The following is a 17,012-nucleotide window of genomic DNA, read 5'->3' on the forward strand; positions in this document are numbered from 1 at the left end:
ACAAAATCAGATATTGCTAGCGCACGCTTATGATATCTCAGCTATTCTTAAAGTTGCTTATATGTTACTCCAACCAAAACAACCTCTCTACTTAGCCCTATTACTTGCTTTTTTTACCATTATATTAAGTATTTTTTACCGCCCACTTTTTCCTATTGATGAAACAAGATATATCTCAGTCGCTTGGGAGATGTGGCAGGGAGATAATTGGTTAGTGCCGATGAAAAATGGTCAGTTTTATACGCATAAACCCCCTGCTCTTTTTTGGCTTATCAATCTCACTTGGGCCACCTTCGGTGTCTCTGAATTTAGCGCTCGAATTATCGTACCTTTCATTGCTTGTTGTAATTATTTACTCATTGTTAAGTTAGCAAAACTAGTCTATCCAAACTCAGCGCAAGCAGCAAAATTTAGCCCTATCATTTTAATCAGCTTCTTAGGGTGGTTTATATATGTCCCGTCATCAATGTTTGATCTGTTAATTACCGTTTTTATCCTTATCACCTACATTAATTTATATCGTTTTGCATTAACGGCTAAATATAGTTACGCATTAATTGCAGGGATAGGCTTTGGCGTCTCGTTGTTAATTAAAGGGCCCGTTGCCTTTGTTTATACGCTGCCAATGATAATAACCTATCGGTACTGGCGCACTGCCACAATGAGTGAAAATAGAACTTGGTATATGGGGAGTTTAATTGCGCTTGTATGTGGTATCGCCATTGTTTTATCATGGGCAATTCCCGCTGTTTTGACGGGAGGAAAAGAGTATGCAAATGCCATTTTTTGGGAACAATCCGCCGGACGAATAAAGAATTCATTCGCCCATGCTAGGCCATTTTATTGGTACTTGGTTGCCTTGCCTCTTTTATTACTGCCTTGGTTAGCAATGAAACAATTTTGGAGCTCCAACTTTTTCAAACCCAGTAACGAAACACGAGCGGGAAATAGGTTCTGTTTACTAATATTCGTATCAGTATTGGTTCTGTTTAGCTGTTTTAGTGGTAAACAGGTACATTATCTTTACCCTGTTTTGCCGATAATAGCCCTCTTTTTAGCCTCTAATATGCCATCAACAATGCAATCTAGAGAGCCATTTTTAGCGCTATTGATGATTATCACGTCGATCGTTATCTTTTCTTCATATTATTGGCTCGGCAATATCTTTTATAATGCGAGTATGGATGGTTTAAACTATTCATGGGGGGTGATACCAATCATTTGTAGTCTCATACTCATGAATCTCCAAACTATTCATAATAAATTAAAAATAGACTCACTTTCTATCGCCTTAATCTCCTTTAATTTTGGTCTATTTATACTCATTCCATTTTTATCACCCATATTATTCCAGCTGTATGATGTCAACGCGACGGCTAAATATATACATCAACTTCAGGATATGGGGCGTGAAGTTACCTATCGAGGGGAATACCATAATCAATTTCAATTTTCAGGACGGCTAAAAACGCCAATCAAAGAGATAAAACATGATAACTACCTCATTGATGAAACGCCTAACTCACAACGTAATACGGTTATGGTGATGACTCAGCGCCATTTAACTTCAGAGGATAAGCAAAACAGCCTATTTTATAGCTCATATAGAGGCAAGTTTATCGTTATTAAGGGGATAACAGACTTAGACGAAAATATAGATTAACTTGCTGAGACGGCGATGGTGAATTGCAGCGCACATCGCCTTCTTTTTCACTAGCAAGAGGCAAATTTTAGTTAAACGGATTGGTACAAGTAGATCTATCATATAAAATTATAAATTGATCGACCCATTGCCGCTTATTAAAATGAACGCGAATTTGAACTAAGATTAGGCGCGAGATTTTTTTACAATTGGAACAATCAGTTACTGCTAGCCTCGCAATCACCCATTTATGCCTGCGCCTAAATAGAGTACATAATCAAAGTAATTAGTAACGTAATATACCCTTTTAAAATTGTTATTTTGATAATTGCACTACATGGTATCTATTATTATAAATCTTATCCCAGCCTTTTTTAAAATCAGACACCCCAAAAAATAATTTATCAAAACTACCATCTGCCAATGCTAAATTGATCCCTTTTTCTAAGCGCTCTGCTAGTAAGGTATTGCTCTTATTCAAATAGAAATAATATTCACCTGAATAACAGATTAGTAGTTTCTCAAAAATAGTGAATTTTTCTTCATTACTTGCCAATTCCGACCAGACTTCATAAGCACCGCGTAGCACATAATCAAACCGATTAGCGCCTAATAGTTTTAATATGTCATGATTAAGGGTAGTGACAACGGGCAAATCGTTTTCAAAAAGTACTTTTGTATCACTCCAATATGTACCAGATCCTGCAGTAAACGCGCGTAATTTTGTCAAATTATCAACTGCATCAAAACGTGCTTTGTCTGAAGAACGGATAACAATGAAACGAAATCTATTCAATCCCTTTAGTAAATTAACTTTTACGGGTAAATACTTTTCATCTCGTTCTTTACTACTAGAGCTCCATAAAACAGTAACATCTTGTCCAACCATTAAAGAGTGACGTAATCTTTCTGTTGATGCTTCTTTATCATAGGACTTTAACTCAAATTCACCATATTCAGCTTCTGTTTTTTGCAATGCCAATTCGAGTACTTTAGAATAAAACTCAGATCGTTGACTATGTTTTGGATAAATAACTTCAGTGATGGTGGCAGCAAGCGTTGTTGAGGGCTGTAATAATGTTATTGCAGCAAAAGCAGTTAAAACGATATTCAGCAAGTATTTCTTAATAAGTGAAACTGTTTCACGCTTATTTTTAATTTTGTACTGCAGATTCACTTATCACCCTCTCATACACCCCTATTTCATAGCGGCAAAATTGTTGTTAATTAGAACTTTAAAAAATATCACGTAGTTCAAATAATTTATTTGGCATAATAATACCTGAGCATATTTTAAAAATACCAATCAAACTCACAAAAAAGAATTAAGAAGTCAATAGAGTTGCTTCACCTTGTTCTTTACCATTTTTCATCAACAACCAGGACTACAATAATAGGCGGAATAGTATAATCGAATAGTTACTCTGCTTTGTTTGATGGGTCATCGTATTTCTCTTTTATACGAAGAATCTCAGGTAATATTTCTATAAATTTATCTACTAACATAGGATCAAAGTGTTGCCCGGATTCTGACTTTATTAATTCAATTGCTTTTTCAACACTCCATGCTTCTTTATATGGACGTGGCGTTGTTAATGCATCAAATACATCCGCTATAGCAACAATTCTGCCTACAAGTGGGATCTCTTCACCTTTTAAACCATCAGGATACCCTGTGCCATTAAATTTTTCATGGTGTGTTAAGGCAACCGTATAAGCCATATCTAGTAGCTCTCCTGGTAAATTTTTTGAGCCAAGTATCTCTGCACCGTAGGTCGTATGCTTACGCATTAAATCCCATTCATCGTTGTCTAGCTTGCCTTCTTTTAAGAGTACATTATCTGGTATGCCTATTTTTCCTATATCATGCATTGGGGCAGCATGAAGTAAAATATCAGCTTCTTCGATTGACATCGCAATAGCTTCTGCCAATGCATAACAGTAGTGACTCATCCTAACGATGTGCATGCCGGTTTTCCCAATCTTTAAATTCAGCGGCTCGGCCTAATCGCTCAATGATCTCCCGTCTACTTGCGATTAGCTGCTGTGTTCTATCTTGTACTTTTCGTTCTAGCTCTTTATTTTGATTTGAAAGTGCTACGTGCGTCTGTACACGTGCTTTGACAATAACGGCATTAACAGGTTTGGTTATATAATCAACTGCACCTAACTCAAAGCCGAATGATTCGTGTTCAGTATCATCTTTAGCCGTGACAAAAATGACGGGAATATTTTTTGTACGAGGATCATCCTTTAAACGGCGACATACTTCATAGCCATCCATTTCAGGCATAATTACATCCAATAAAATAAGATCGGGTGGATTAGTAAAAGCCACTTTTAATGCCCTTTCGCCCGTCGTTGCCGCTTTAATTTTATACAACGGAGAGAGGATATTGGTTAATACATCAATATTAACTGCGGCGTCATCAACCAATAATATTGTTTGTTTGCTTTGAGAGTTATCCACTATCTATTCCTTAATATGGCTTATACAATTAACTAAACATTAATAATAAAACACAAAAACACCACCAGCGTAATTATCAATTATATACCGAACCTCTCAGTACGCTTTTCTTGATGGCTTTGTATTTTTACGTGTCAGAGATCTATACTTTCTTGTAACGTCGTTAGCGTGTTCAACGCACTATCAAAATCATATTCACTAAGCGCGTTAGTTAGCACTTGTAATGATAAATCATATTTTTCAATGCCAGGTAATTTATTGAGTTGTTCCAATGCTTTGTTCGCAGCGGTGTCATTATCTTCAATTAATAATTTTAGTTCAGCTAACAATGAAGAAAGTTTCTTCTTATCAAGAAGCTGTCCATCTTTAACTTGAGCAGGCGCATTTTCTAATTGTTTTATCCCTTCAATCACCAAGGATAATTCACAGCTGAGCTCATCTAACAACGGTGCAAATTCCTGCTTGTCTTGGCTATCTCGACAAGCTATTTCTAAAACAGAGGCTATGTTTTGTACACTTTGAGCACTGATATTACCTGCTACACCTTTTATTGTATGGGCATAACGGAAAGCTAACTCCATATCATCATCAGCGAGTGCAGCTCTAAATTTATCGGCGAAATCAGACTCACTTTGAGCAAATTTCAGGAGTAGTTTTTTGTAAAATTCACTGTTCCCCTGACAGGTCTCTAACCCTTGAGTAACGTTAATACCATATAGTGTTGGTAGCCCCATTTCAGATCCTTTTTTAGGTACTATTGCGTTAGCTGTACAATTGGGTACTGCAGGGGAGATCCATTTGGCCATTATATGAAACATCTCATTGACTCTAATCGGTTTAGATATATGGTCGTTCATACCAACTGCAAGCACTTTTTCTTTATCAGTAGACATAGCATTGGCTGTCATTGCAAGTATTGGCAAATCTGCAAAACGTAATTGGGCGCGTAATAATTTAGTTGCTGTATAACCGTCCATCACCGGCATTTGGCAATCCATTAACACACCATCAAAGTTTTCCTGATTTAATAACGCAATTGCTTCTTGTCCATTATTAGCGACCGAAACTTGCAAGCCATTGGTAGTCAACAAATCCAAAGCAAGCTCTTGATTTATTTCATTATCTTCAACCAATAATATTTTGGCACCACTGAGTTTGGCAATATTTTCATCAACTTCACCTTGTTTGTCCATAGCGCGGCTTTCAATTAATAGCTCTTTGCCTATTGCATGCATGATGGCATCGAACAATGTCGATGAGGTTACAGGTTTTGTTAGAAATGAATTTATACAAAGGCCCTGTCCTGCTTGTTGTGCTTCTTCACGTCCATGTGCGGTTAACATAATTACTGTCGGTACTTCATTTATATCTTTATTTAACTGCATAATTCGCGTGGTTTCAATACCATCCATATTTGGCATTTTCCAATCCATTATAACCAGGTTATAGGGCTCTTTAGCGCTGTTTTTAGTGATCATATCTAAGGCCTGTTGTCCTGAATACGCTTGCTCAACACGTAATCCAAAACTTACTAGCATGCCACTGAGTATCTCTTGAGAGGTCACATTATCATCAACAATCAATACCCGTAATGCCCCTAATTCTCTGCTATTGACATGACGCTGCGACTGTACACCTTGCTGTTTACCTAACCTCACCGTAAATTGAAATATGCTACCTACACCCGCTTCGCTTTCTAGCCAAATCTCCCCTCCCATTAATTCAGTTAGGGTTTTTGATATGACCAAACCAAGCCCGGTGCCGCCATATTTACGTGTTGTACTGCTATCTGCCTGTGAAAAAGATTGGAACATTTTTGCTTGCTGTTGCGCATTCATGCCGACCCCTGTATCACGCACAGAGAAGTGTAATTTAACTTGCTGTTCATCCTCTTCCATGACCCTCACTGAAATAACAATTTCACCTTGATCAGTAAATTTTACGGCGTTATTACCAAGATTAAGTAAAACCTGCCCTAAACGAAGTGGATCGCCGATTAATGCAGTCGGCAAACCAGCTTCAAGGTCGAACATCAATTCAATATTTTTCTCTTCTGCCTTTAAACCGAGCAGGTTAGCAATATTATCAAGGACATCTTCAAGGCGAAAATCAATGCTTTCAATATCTAATTTACCCGCTTCGATTTTTGAGAAATCTAAAATATCATTAATAATCCCGAGTAACGCATCCCCTGAACGGTATACTTTATCGATATAATTTCGTTGTTTACTATTGAGGTCTGTTTGTAAAGCAAGATAGCTCATGCCTATAATCGCATTCATAGGAGTACGTATTTCATGGCTCATATTTGCTAAAAAGTCAGATTTGGCTCGCGTTGCAGACTCCGCTTTTTCTTTTGCAACAATAAGCGCCTCTTCCATCATTTTTCGTTGGTTAATATCAGAAATAGAACCAGCATCACGATAAGCAACCCCCGCTTCATCATGTAATGCTTTGCCCCGTATTTGAAACCAGTTTATATCGCCTTGTTTCGTTAATAAGCGACACTCAACGTCATAATCGCTACCATTTTCGATATGTGATTTAAATGTAGCGAGTGCAAATTCTCGATCTTCCTCGTATAACGCGTTTTCCCATGATTCAAGGTTATTGGGAAAATCTTGTTCATTTTTATAACCTAACAGTGTACGAAAGCGTGGCGAAAACCATATTTTTCTCTCTTTAATATCATAATCCCATAATCCATCCCCGCTACCTGAGGTCGTTAAAGCAAAGCGTTCTTCACTGACTTTAAGCGCATTAAGCGCCAGTTTTTCACTGGTTATATCTTGGTATGCGCCATACATATAAAGTAATTTTCCATTGTCATCATGGACCAGCTTACCGGCGGCATGAACCCAAACAACTTTACCTGTGATTGGACTTTTATAGGCATAAGTAGCTTCATAAAAATCGTATTTGCCACTGACAGCACCATCATATTTCTCGGCCGTAATCGTTGCCGCTGCTTCGTCTCCTGCAACAACATTGGCAAACCATTCACTCTGTAGATGGTAACGTCCATCGGTTCTTAACGGGTCTCCCAAAATTTTTGCGGCACGATCAGATTGGTAGTAATAGTCAGGATCGCTGTAGTCAATATGCCAATAACCGCTTTGCGTCAATTCGAGTGCAATATCCGATAAAAAATTAACATGACGTATTTCTTGCTCTGCCTTAATCCGCTCGGTTAAATCATGCAATACAGTGAAAAACACCGATTTACCATCTAATTGCATGTGCGTTAAAATCACTTCAACGGGAATAGTTGAACCATCTTTACACTTATGACGCCAATCGAAACTGTGACGCCCTTGTTTAAGCGCCAGAGCGGTTACCTCTTTGACTTGCGCTTCTGAACTCTCACCATTTGCTTGATATTCAGGTGAAATGTCACTTGGTTTTTTAGCTAATAATTCGCTTTTATTATCATAATGAAGGAGGTCAATAGCCGCTTGGTTGCAATCAACAAAACGTTCGCCATCAAAAATTAAAAATGGATCTGCAGCTTGATCAAACAAAACGCGAAAACGTTCAATGCTTGCTTGAATTTGAGTTTCACTGGCGATTCTTTCGGTTATATCTCGAAAAACAACGACAGCCCCACTAATTTGCCCTGCTTCATCAATTGGTGTAGAGGTATATTCAACAGGAAATGCGCTGCCATCTTTGCGCCACAATACTTCATTACTAATATTGTGGGTGACCCCTTCTCGGTACGAAGCGCACATGGGACAATCTTCTAAGTGGTAAACTGTCCCATCGGCATTTGCATAATGAATGTGACTATGCATCGACAAGCCAATTAATTCGCTTATTTCATAACCTAACATTTGTGCTGCCGCATGATTACAAAAAGTGACTAAACCATTAGTATCTAAACCAAAAACCCCTTCCCCTGCGGAATTCAATATCAGTTCAGTTCTTTGTTTATGTTCTTGCAACTCCTTAGTACGAATATCAATGAAGTGAGCAAGGCGACTACGTTCTTTATTGCCCATCCAAAAGATGAAGAAGGTTAAAGATAAGGAAATGATGATCACCGAAATTAATACCGTCATGATTAAATTACGCATGTTACGGTAGGATACCAACACCTCCGCCAGATCAATCTCTGTCACGATACCTATCTGTAACTCGTCTGACCAACTCCATGCTCCTGCAACTTCTACACCTCGAGCATCACGATATCCTTGTATATTGTAGCCACTTTCGCCCGCTCTTAATGCCATCGCTGCGGTTGTCAATGGCCATTCCTGAGATGTTAAAGTGGGCTTATAACCTGTGCGTAAATCACCGCCGGGGTCGCGCAATGTAATACCTATCACTTCTCTGTAATCAGGATAATTTTTGGCTAACGTTAGTAATTCCGATTGCAGGCGAGGCGCTGTTAATAATTGCGACTCCCTATCAATAAAATAGGTTTCTCCAGACTTTCCAACCCACCCAGATTTAATTATTGAATTAAGTGAGATAAGCGGATCAAAGGCCACGGCAAGCAGTGCAATAATTTCGTCGGCTTCATTTTTAATTGGTCTAAGAAAAAACATCACAAATTTCTGTTGTTGATATGAATTTTCTACAACAAAAAGGTCTGAATATATAGGCGGAATAAATACACTTCTCCCCTGTAACGCTTGTGTTAGCAACTCAGGATATTGCTTCCTTAATAGGTTAGTTTTACCAATATCATGCTTAATGGAGGAAGCAATGGTGATACCATCAGGCGAAAGAATATAAAAACCGACGGCATTGAAATAGCGTTTTTTGGAGATATATAACTGTTGTAGTTCAGCGAATGCGTCGCTGTTGATCAATTGATTTTCTTCTCGAGGTAAGGTAAGCAAACGTGACACATCACTAACGATTCGTTCATCACTAAAAATAAGGTTAGTTTTATCCCTGCGGCTACTTTTCCAAATAGATAGCGATTCATTAACAGAGTTATTAACCGTCACCAAGGTATCTCCAAATTCGTGACGAAAGCCCTTTTCCATCTGCTCAAGCGCGTACCATGAGACGACCAAAACAAAACAGAGAAAGAACGAAATGAGAGTTGTAAAGATAATAGATTTATTACGTTTATCAAAAATCAAACTTCGCATATGGGTTCTCTCTATATAAATGGGAATACACATTAATTACAAAAAATAGTTAAGAATAAAATCATATAATCAATAAGTTAATATGCACCCTAGCAAAAACCATTGTGATAGCAATATTTATATACCTATGTTACCTAAAGATGCTTTGGCAGGCGCTTGCCTTGCAAAAAGGTGGAAATTTATTTGCAAGGCGATAAGTTACTTATTACAGGAATAATAGTCAAAATTATATATGAAAACAGAATGAAATGTTAAATAAAAGTCTAATTTACATAAACCATTTTATTTACCTAAGTTATACAACTTTTTATTTAAACGTTGCAGAGAGATGCTGCTTGCTTGAACAGTTAGCCTTATACCTCCTTCATGGTAAATTTCTTCAATCACGCGCATTTTACTGTGTACATCGCCAATGATCGCACGACAGTTGTATGGAATATTAAAACAAGCGGAAATCATTTGATCGGCAAGTGCATCTTGAATTTTTTGATGCAAAAGTGCTATATCATCACCGTTATGGGCGCAAATTTGTAACGCACTTGGGTATGCATTCGATAAAACATTTCGTTGAGTATCTGGTAAACAATCAACTTTATTTAACACCAATAATCGGTTCTTTGAATCAATCTGTAGTTGCTGCAACACCTGTTCAACAAGTGAAAGCTGTGAACTAAAATTTTTATCGGCAGCATCGACGACATACAAAAGCAAGTCTGCTTCTTTCGCTTCTAGTAATGTTGAATGAAATGATGCGATTAAATCATGCGGCAGTTTTTTAATAAATCCCACCGTATCTGATAGTAAAATAGGCGGATACGTAGCTGGAGATAAAAGCCTTACTGTCGTATCTAAGGTTGCGAAAAGTTTATCTTCAACAAGCACATCGGCCTCTGTCAAAGCACGCATTAATGATGATTTACCTGCATTGGTATAGCCAACTAATGCAACCGTCAACTCTTCTGCTCGACTACTGCGTTGCTCTTGCATTTCATTTTCAATACTCTTTATTTCTCTCCTGATTTCTGCCTGTTTATCACGAATACGACGACGTTCGATAGCAAATGGCGTTTCCCCCGAGCCTCGTCCACTATGACGCTCATGATCGCCACTATATTCACTGCGCACTCGTGGTGCTAAATAGGTTAAACGTGCTAATTCAACCTGTAACCGGGCTGTACGTGTACGTGCATGGCGGCTAAAAATCTCAATGATAATTCCACTGCGATCAAAGACTTTAACGCCTAATGCATCTTCAACATTGCGTAACTGCCGAGGGCTTAGTTCGCAATCAAAGACCACGACATTAGCCTGCGGACCATTATTTGTTTGATTTAAAAATTCAGTTAACTCTTGCTCATCGATATTTGCCAGAGAATCATCTATATTAGTTTTTTCATGGTCTCCTGTTATACGTGCTAACTCCTGTAATTTCCCGGTTCCAAGTACAGTACGCCGTTTAGTGGATGTTTGCCGCTGTGTTTGTGTTGCCAACACTGTAAATCCGAGGGTAGTGACTAATCGTTGCAATTCAGCTAGCGACTCATCAATCTCATCGATAGTAATATGTGGAGTACGAATGGAAATTAATAGAGCACGAGGAGTCGTCTCTAAAGTAGTTATTGTCATCATAGCGCTCGCTAAAGGAATCATATTCGGTCATTGCTAACCGCGTCACTATTATATACCTGTTAATAGTTAAAGCATGTATTTATCGGCGCTTAACTGATAAATTATATTAATACCAATCGCAATAAATAGCTGAGCTATTTTACTGGTTAAAATAACTGACTTTTTTGTTGTAAGTTTCGTAAAGGGAACAACCTATGCATAAACTTACGCCTCAAATTAAGCCTTTTTTCCTGCGCAAAATTTCGATCACAGACTTAATCCGATTGGTATAACCGTAAGTGACACTAGATTAACCAAGAGGTGGTGATGCCCGACAATTTACCTATATGCCCTAAATGTCAGTATCAGCGTACTGAATACGACGCATTAGTTCATCAAGACGTCTGCCCTGCCTGCGGCATTGTCTATAGCAAATGGAGTGCTCAGGAAACCAGTACCAGTAACAATACCCCGTATATGGAAGATAATGTCGATGATACAACCATGAGTCGCTTGGAATTACTAAAGGATCTATTTTTATCGGTTCCCTATCAGGTTGACACAATCGCTTTATACGGGCGTACTTTAACTTTTTTACTTTTTTTTATATGGGGTTGGTCGTTCATTTTAGGTGGCATTGATTGGCAAAGTATTGGCAGCTCTTTTTTACATAACGCCAATTTACCCTTTCACGAGTTTGGCCACTTTCTTTTTATGCCTTTTGGACGGTTTTGGTCTATTTTAGGCGGCAGCTTATTTCAAATAATGTTACCCTTACTGATCCTATTACTTTTTACTATTCAGCAAAAAGACAATTTTGCCGCTTCAATCATGCTTTGGTGGTGCGGTCAGAATTTTATTGATATCAGCCCCTATATTGCAGATGCGCAACATCGCTTGCTCCCTTTAATATTGAATAAAGGCGAAGAAAGCCATGACTGGGGAAATTTGCTTAGCATGACGGGCAACCTTGCACACACCCAAACAATTGCAACCATTGCTTTTACTATAGGTAGCATACTGATTTTATTAAGTTACCTTTGGGGGGGGTATTTGCTCATACAACAGCATAAATTAGCTTTGCAATAATACCTATTAACATTGGTCTGCCGCGTTAATTGCTATACCATACTCATACAAATACCAAACCCACTTTTATAACGACAGTAGTAATAGAGAATAATACAGTGATAACAACGATAAGACCTTTGCTACTGCAACTATCTAGTAGTTTTTTACTCATGCTAGGTTATGGCCTTAGCAATCTTTTGTTACCCGTGAGAATGCAGGTAGATGGTGTTAGCCTCAGCCACATTGGTCTTGTTTTATCAATGTTATCCGTAGGCTTTTTATTCGGTGCTATTTACAGCCGTAAACTATTGCAACGGGTTGGTCATATTCGCATCTTTGCCATGTCTGGTAGCTTAACCTCGGTCGCCATCCTCTTATCTGGCCTCTACCCAGACCCCTATATACTTGGCTTAATGCGTATTGTAACTGGATTTTCTGTGGCCTGTGCATTTGCCACAATCGATAGCTGGTTAAGCCATAGTGCGACTGAAAAAAATAGAGGACGTATTCTATCCATTCATCAGATGGTCATCATGAGTGCGCTTTTCTTGGGGCAATTTTTATTAACATTCGCCCCTGTATCGGAAATAACACTGTTTGTTATTGTCGGTATTTTATTTAGTTTATCGATCACCCCCATTGTTATTAGTAAACAAAAAGGACCACAGATTGAAGACAGTCCATCCATGTCTTTAATTACACTTTTTAAGTTATCACCCTTAGGTGTGGTTAGTTGCTTTTATTGTGGTGTACTGTATGCCGGATTGCTTAATATGTTACCAATATTTGCAGGCAATAACGGCATAACAGGGTTAGATTTATCACTGTTCATGGGGGCAGCAATCTCTGGGGCAATCATCTTGCAATTTCCTATAGCCTACCTATCTGACCATTTTGACCGACGTAAAGTCATGCTGGCAATGCTCGCAACTATTATTATCTTGTCCCTATTAGTCCCTTTACTGGTCACGACAGCAATGTTTAAATTAAGCCTTACAACTATTGCTATTATTACAGGAATTGTGGCCTGCCTGTACCCTATGAGTATGTCAGAAACCTTTGATAAAGTGATTAAGGGACAAATTTTAGCGGCCATGTCTTCGCTATTATTCATCTATGCATTAGGTAGTATTTTAGGCCCCTATTTCGCATCCGTTGTGATGAGTGCTTTTGGCAGTAATGCTTTATTTGCTTTCATCTTATTTACCGCTATAACATTGCTCATTTTTATAATCGTACGTATGCAGCAGCGCGTTGCATTGCCTGCTCAAGAGCAGGAACATTTTATTATGCAAACCCCATCAGGTGCTGTATCAGCACTAGATCCTAGAACCGAATATACCCCTTCGTTTGAGTATAAAGAGGAAGTTGAAGCCGCAATTAATTTAGCGACAAATAACCCCGCTGCCGCAGTAAATATGGCCAAGGCTTTAGCTTTACGTGATCCTATTCATGCATCAAATTTAGCTGCAACATTAAGTACTATCGAAGAGATTGATATTGCAAAATTATATACAGCAATTACCGCTGCAGCGCCAGAAATGACGTTACCAATTGCAACAGCATTGACCAACGCTTCACCCGACCAAGCGGAACAGTTAGTTGATTGGATAACAACCGAATACCCTGAGCAATATACTAAAATCATTGTCGCGATTGCCAATGCGATGCCGGATAATGGTGTCACCATCATGGAATTAGCCGCGGAGAACATGCATCAAAATCATCCTAGTGAGCTCTTAGAAATAACGCAAAAATATATGGAAAATTTATCTGAATCACTCTCCGAAATGCGCCCGGTGGACCGATGTGCAGCGGCTTCTCAAGAGACGGCAACGGAGTTATATAACCGCTTATCTGAGGTCTCTCCCGAGCAGTCTGCCGAATTGGCATTAACCGTCTCAGAAGCATTGCCTGAATCTGCTAATATGGTCGCAGAAGCCTATGTACATAATCTAATTTTGCATGAAGGTAAACAAACATCAGCGCGAGAGGCCGCTGAAAACGTAGAGCATGCAGTCAATGACTATATTGTACAAGTTGTAGAGCATATCCCAGAGTATGCCATCGAGGTTGCCACAACTATCGTAGATTCAGTGCCTGATGTAGCTTCACAAATGGTCGAATTACTACAAGATACAGACGCAGTTTCTAATCAAGAGTTAACGCTTTCTATTGATGATAAACCTGAACAAGACCCGATAAAGGATCAGCTATTAGATGCGGTAAGTACTCAGCAGCAGGAGATAAACAGTGAGGCTATAGAAAATCATAAATAATAAACTAAGCTTTATTTACTTTTGGAATAGTAAATAAAAAACCCCTAATTAGCATTTTTTGATGGCGAAACCAAGCCGAGTGAGGCCATCACATAATTCCTGAAAGGCTTTTTCTAAAATGAAAGTTTTTTCACCGATACCCGATATGGACATAATAATATCCATCTCCGGTTTTTCACCAATCGTTGTCGCTAATGACTTGGTATATATTTCGGGATAGTTTTTCACAACGGGCAGCAAAACCGATTCGAGCAGCGATTCATCGTTGCAACTGACCGTTACGCGCTTCGATATAGCAGCACCACCGACAAAAACGCTATCTAAAAAGGGTTGCAATGATTGTTCAATAATTGCTTGTAATTCCGAAGGTACACCCGGGACACTTATTATGGTGGTCTGTTGTAACGGTAAAAAAACCGCTGGAGCAGTACCAATGGGATTAATAATTGGCTCACTGCCAACAGGCAAATAAGCCATTTTTTCCCGTGCAGGGTTTAACCCACCCTGTGACATAATGCCCGCTTCGAAAAAATGATCATACTGCTTACGCACCAATTCAAGTGCTTCGCTATGTAAGACAAGGTCGCGGTCACTCCCTTTTGCCACCGCTTGAAGTGTTAAGTCATCCGACGTTGGTCCTAAACCGCCAGAAGTAAAAAGGATATCGACCTGCCTTGATACAGCAGCACGAACCGCGTCGGCAATAACTTCGATAACATCCGGGACGACGGTTACACGGCTTACCGCCCCTCCTCGTTGATGAATAAATTTACACAACCAATTCGTATTACTATCAACAATATCACCACTTAATATTTCATTGCCAACAATCAGTATCTCTACATCAGCAGTTTTGTTCATCAATTAACATTCCTTGTACCGATAAAATATAGCTAAATCTATAAAACAAAAAGGTTAGCCACCCGGTTTAGCGCTGACGATTAATCGTTAGCGAGCCATCAATATGTACATCACGTTGTGGGAAGGCAATAACGATATTATTTTCACTAAATAGCTCATCGATTCTAAAACGGATATTACTACGGACAATACGCAGCCCCCCTTCTACATTGGAATTAATCCAAAAATTCACCTCAAAAATAAGGGCGTTATCACCAAAATCTTCAAAGGATACAATGGGTGGTGAATCTTTTAAAACTTCAGGTTGCTCCTTAGCGGCTTGTAGAATTAAATCTGCTACCTGACGTGCTGATGAGCCATAAGCCACTCCGATACGTACAGATGTTCGAACTAGTTGGTCGACCAGCGTCCAATTGATAACGGTGTTTTCCAATAATTTACTATTTGGAATAAGCATATGGACGCCATCAATACGACGAATTTTAGTCGAGCGCGTATTAATCTCCTCAACTGTCCCCTTTGCCCCATCAACTTCAAGGAAGTCTCTAATTCTAATCGGCTTTTCCCATATTAAAATCCAACCACTGATAAAATTGTTAATGATATTTTGTGCACCAAAACCAAAACCGATAGCAATCGCACCTGAGAGAAAAGCAAAGGCGGTAATCGGCACATTAATCATGTCTAATGTGGTGATAACTAAAATGACAATGGCTAAAACATAAAAAAGTCGTTGCAGCAAATGAATAACATTGGGATTGGTATTACGTGAAGCTAAACGCTTAGTAATAAACTTCACCATAAATTTGGTGAACCATAATCCAAAGACTATAAATGCGGGAATAATAAGTACATTACCCACGGTAATGGGCTGATTACCGATTGTTATCACATTTAGATTAAAAAAGGCAGCAACTTGTGAAAATGTTATCATGATTTACCTAACGATTAATGGGTTGACTTTTGTACTAGCAAAGAGCTATTTACAATCAAAAAACAGCTCGGCTAACAGGTGTCGACAATATTATGCTAAATCAGCAATTAATACACTATTTTCAAATTGTTATTTATTGCGCCCTATATCATACAACTGTTCAGCCATGACCTGTATATCTTGCGCTTGTGTGATTTTTTCCAGCCACTTAGTAGGGATCCCTTGCAAACCATAAAATGCGCCTGATCTGCCCACATACGGCGGCGGTGGTATCTGCATCATCTCCTAAATTAGCAGCAAGCAGTACCGCGTCCGCGTAATTATCGCTCTTAGCAAAACACCATAGTGCCGCTTCTAAACAGTCGACGACATAACCACTGCCCTTAATATCCATCGCGCTTTTTTCTCGGTAAGCCTGTTGCTGAATGGCTTTTATTTTACGCGTCGTCGGTTGATATAACGAACAACTTAAAATACGCTCTTTATCTTCACCTGAAAATGCGCAATGAAGCAACGAGGCAAAATAGCAACACGCATCAATACACTCCTTGGCGGCATGTGTGGTACGAGAACTTTCACCAGCAAAATGGATAACTTGGTTTAAATTAGGACTATAAAACATCACCACTGGGGCAAGACGCATTAATGATCCGTTACCTGCTGAAAAGGGATTTGTGGAGCCTGCATAGGGGTTACCATCACTTAGATATTGACTCAACGCCTCTGAAACGGTAACGCCAATATCAAAACAACGGCCGTTGCTACTCATATACCCCTGTGTACGCCAGTTGTTGTAGCGCTGCATTTGATCGTCGGCGTCAAAGCCATTACAGCTTAGTAGTGATGTGGCAAGACATAACGCCATTGATGTATCGTCCGTCCATTGCCCAGCCTGTAAACGAAATGGTCCACCGCCGACAAGATCCATTAAGGGCTCAAAGCTACCTCGCTCTTTGAACTCCAATGTGGTGCCCAGCGCATCCCCCGTTGCCAACCCCAGTAGCGCACCTAGATAACGCTGTTTACGATTTTGCATTATTTA

The 17,012-nt window shown here is 39.1% G+C and carries 9 protein-coding genes and 1 pseudogene; 3 read left to right on the forward strand and 7 right to left on the reverse strand.

Annotated elements, in window-relative coordinates; all coding sequences use genetic code 11:
* Positions 1 to 61 precede the first annotated feature (61 nt).
* Complete coding sequence (locus AB2N10_RS05595; protein WP_354625283.1) at positions 62 to 1,663, forward strand: glycosyltransferase family 39 protein; 1,602 nt, start codon at positions 62 to 64, stop codon at positions 1,661 to 1,663.
* Positions 1,664 to 1,958: 295 nt separating this feature from the next.
* On the opposite strand, the gene AB2N10_RS05600 is transcribed toward AB2N10_RS05595, so the two are convergent.
* The 4 genes and pseudogenes from AB2N10_RS05600 to hflX form a co-directional block, all read right to left on the reverse strand.
* Positions 1,959 to 2,819, reverse strand: a complete 861-nt coding sequence (locus AB2N10_RS05600) for a hypothetical protein (protein WP_354625282.1) — start codon at positions 2,817 to 2,819, stop codon at positions 1,959 to 1,961.
* Between the two features lie 242 nt (positions 2,820 to 3,061).
* Positions 3,062 to 4,115: pseudogene (locus tag AB2N10_RS05605) on the reverse strand (HD domain-containing phosphohydrolase).
* 131 nt (positions 4,116 to 4,246) lie between these two features.
* Positions 4,247 to 9,217 carry a PAS domain S-box protein gene (locus AB2N10_RS05610; RefSeq protein WP_369434461.1) on the reverse strand — a complete coding sequence of 1,657 codons (4,971 nt, stop codon included), beginning with the start codon at positions 9,215 to 9,217 and terminating at the stop codon, positions 4,247 to 4,249.
* Positions 9,218 to 9,499: 282 nt separating this feature from the next.
* On the reverse strand, positions 9,500 to 10,843 hold the full coding sequence (hflX, locus tag AB2N10_RS05615; protein ID WP_354625323.1) for a GTPase HflX: 1,344 nt from the start codon (positions 10,841 to 10,843) through the stop codon (positions 9,500 to 9,502).
* A gap of 309 nt (positions 10,844 to 11,152) precedes the next feature.
* Here hflX and AB2N10_RS05620 point away from each other — a divergent pair, with 309 nt between their 5' ends.
* Both AB2N10_RS05620 and AB2N10_RS05625 read left to right on the forward strand, forming a co-directional pair.
* Positions 11,153 to 11,914 carry a hypothetical protein gene (locus AB2N10_RS05620; protein WP_354625278.1) on the forward strand — a complete coding sequence of 254 codons (762 nt, stop codon included), beginning with the start codon at positions 11,153 to 11,155 and terminating at the stop codon, positions 11,912 to 11,914.
* Between the two features lie 98 nt (positions 11,915 to 12,012).
* Complete coding sequence (locus tag AB2N10_RS05625) at positions 12,013 to 14,175, forward strand: MFS transporter (protein ID WP_369434462.1); 2,163 nt, start codon at positions 12,013 to 12,015, stop codon at positions 14,173 to 14,175.
* Positions 14,176 to 14,223: 48 nt separating this feature from the next.
* On the opposite strand, the gene AB2N10_RS05630 is transcribed toward AB2N10_RS05625, so the two are convergent.
* From AB2N10_RS05630 to AB2N10_RS05640, 3 genes are all read right to left on the reverse strand, one after another.
* On the reverse strand, positions 14,224 to 15,036 hold the full coding sequence (locus AB2N10_RS05630) for a competence/damage-inducible protein A (RefSeq protein WP_354625322.1): 813 nt from the start codon (positions 15,034 to 15,036) through the stop codon (positions 14,224 to 14,226).
* A 67-nt stretch (positions 15,037 to 15,103) separates the two neighbouring features.
* Complete coding sequence (locus AB2N10_RS05635; protein ID WP_369434463.1) at positions 15,104 to 15,970, reverse strand: mechanosensitive ion channel family protein; 867 nt, start codon at positions 15,968 to 15,970, stop codon at positions 15,104 to 15,106.
* 208 nt (positions 15,971 to 16,178) lie between these two features.
* On the reverse strand, positions 16,179 to 17,006 hold the full coding sequence (locus AB2N10_RS05640) for an ADP-ribosylglycohydrolase family protein (protein ID WP_369434464.1): 828 nt from the start codon (positions 17,004 to 17,006) through the stop codon (positions 16,179 to 16,181).
* Between the last annotated feature and the right edge of the window lie 6 nt (positions 17,007 to 17,012).

This window comes from Psychromonas sp. MME1, assembly GCF_041080865.1.
Lineage (GTDB): Bacteria > Pseudomonadota > Gammaproteobacteria > Enterobacterales > Psychromonadaceae > Psychromonas.

What these genes read in the sequence shown, in the direction of transcription:
- AB2N10_RS05595 (WP_354625283.1), top strand. Translation starts at nt 62, where the DNA reads ATGTTACTCCAACCAAAACAACCTCTCTACTTAGCCCTATTACTTGCT.
- AB2N10_RS05610 (WP_369434461.1), bottom strand. Translation starts at nt 9,217, where the DNA reads ATGCGAAGTTTGATTTTTGATAAACGTAATAAATCTATTATCTTTACA.
- hflX (WP_354625323.1), bottom strand. Translation starts at nt 10,843, where the DNA reads ATGACAATAACTACTTTAGAGACGACTCCTCGTGCTCTATTAATTTCC.
- AB2N10_RS05620 (WP_354625278.1), top strand. Translation starts at nt 11,153, where the DNA reads ATGCCCGACAATTTACCTATATGCCCTAAATGTCAGTATCAGCGTACT.
- AB2N10_RS05630 (WP_354625322.1), bottom strand. Translation starts at nt 15,036, where the DNA reads ATGAACAAAACTGCTGATGTAGAGATACTGATTGTTGGCAATGAAATA.
- AB2N10_RS05635 (WP_369434463.1), bottom strand. Translation starts at nt 15,970, where the DNA reads ATGATAACATTTTCACAAGTTGCTGCCTTTTTTAATCTAAATGTGATA.
- AB2N10_RS05640 (WP_369434464.1), bottom strand. Translation starts at nt 17,006, where the DNA reads ATGCAAAATCGTAAACAGCGTTATCTAGGTGCGCTACTGGGGTTGGCA.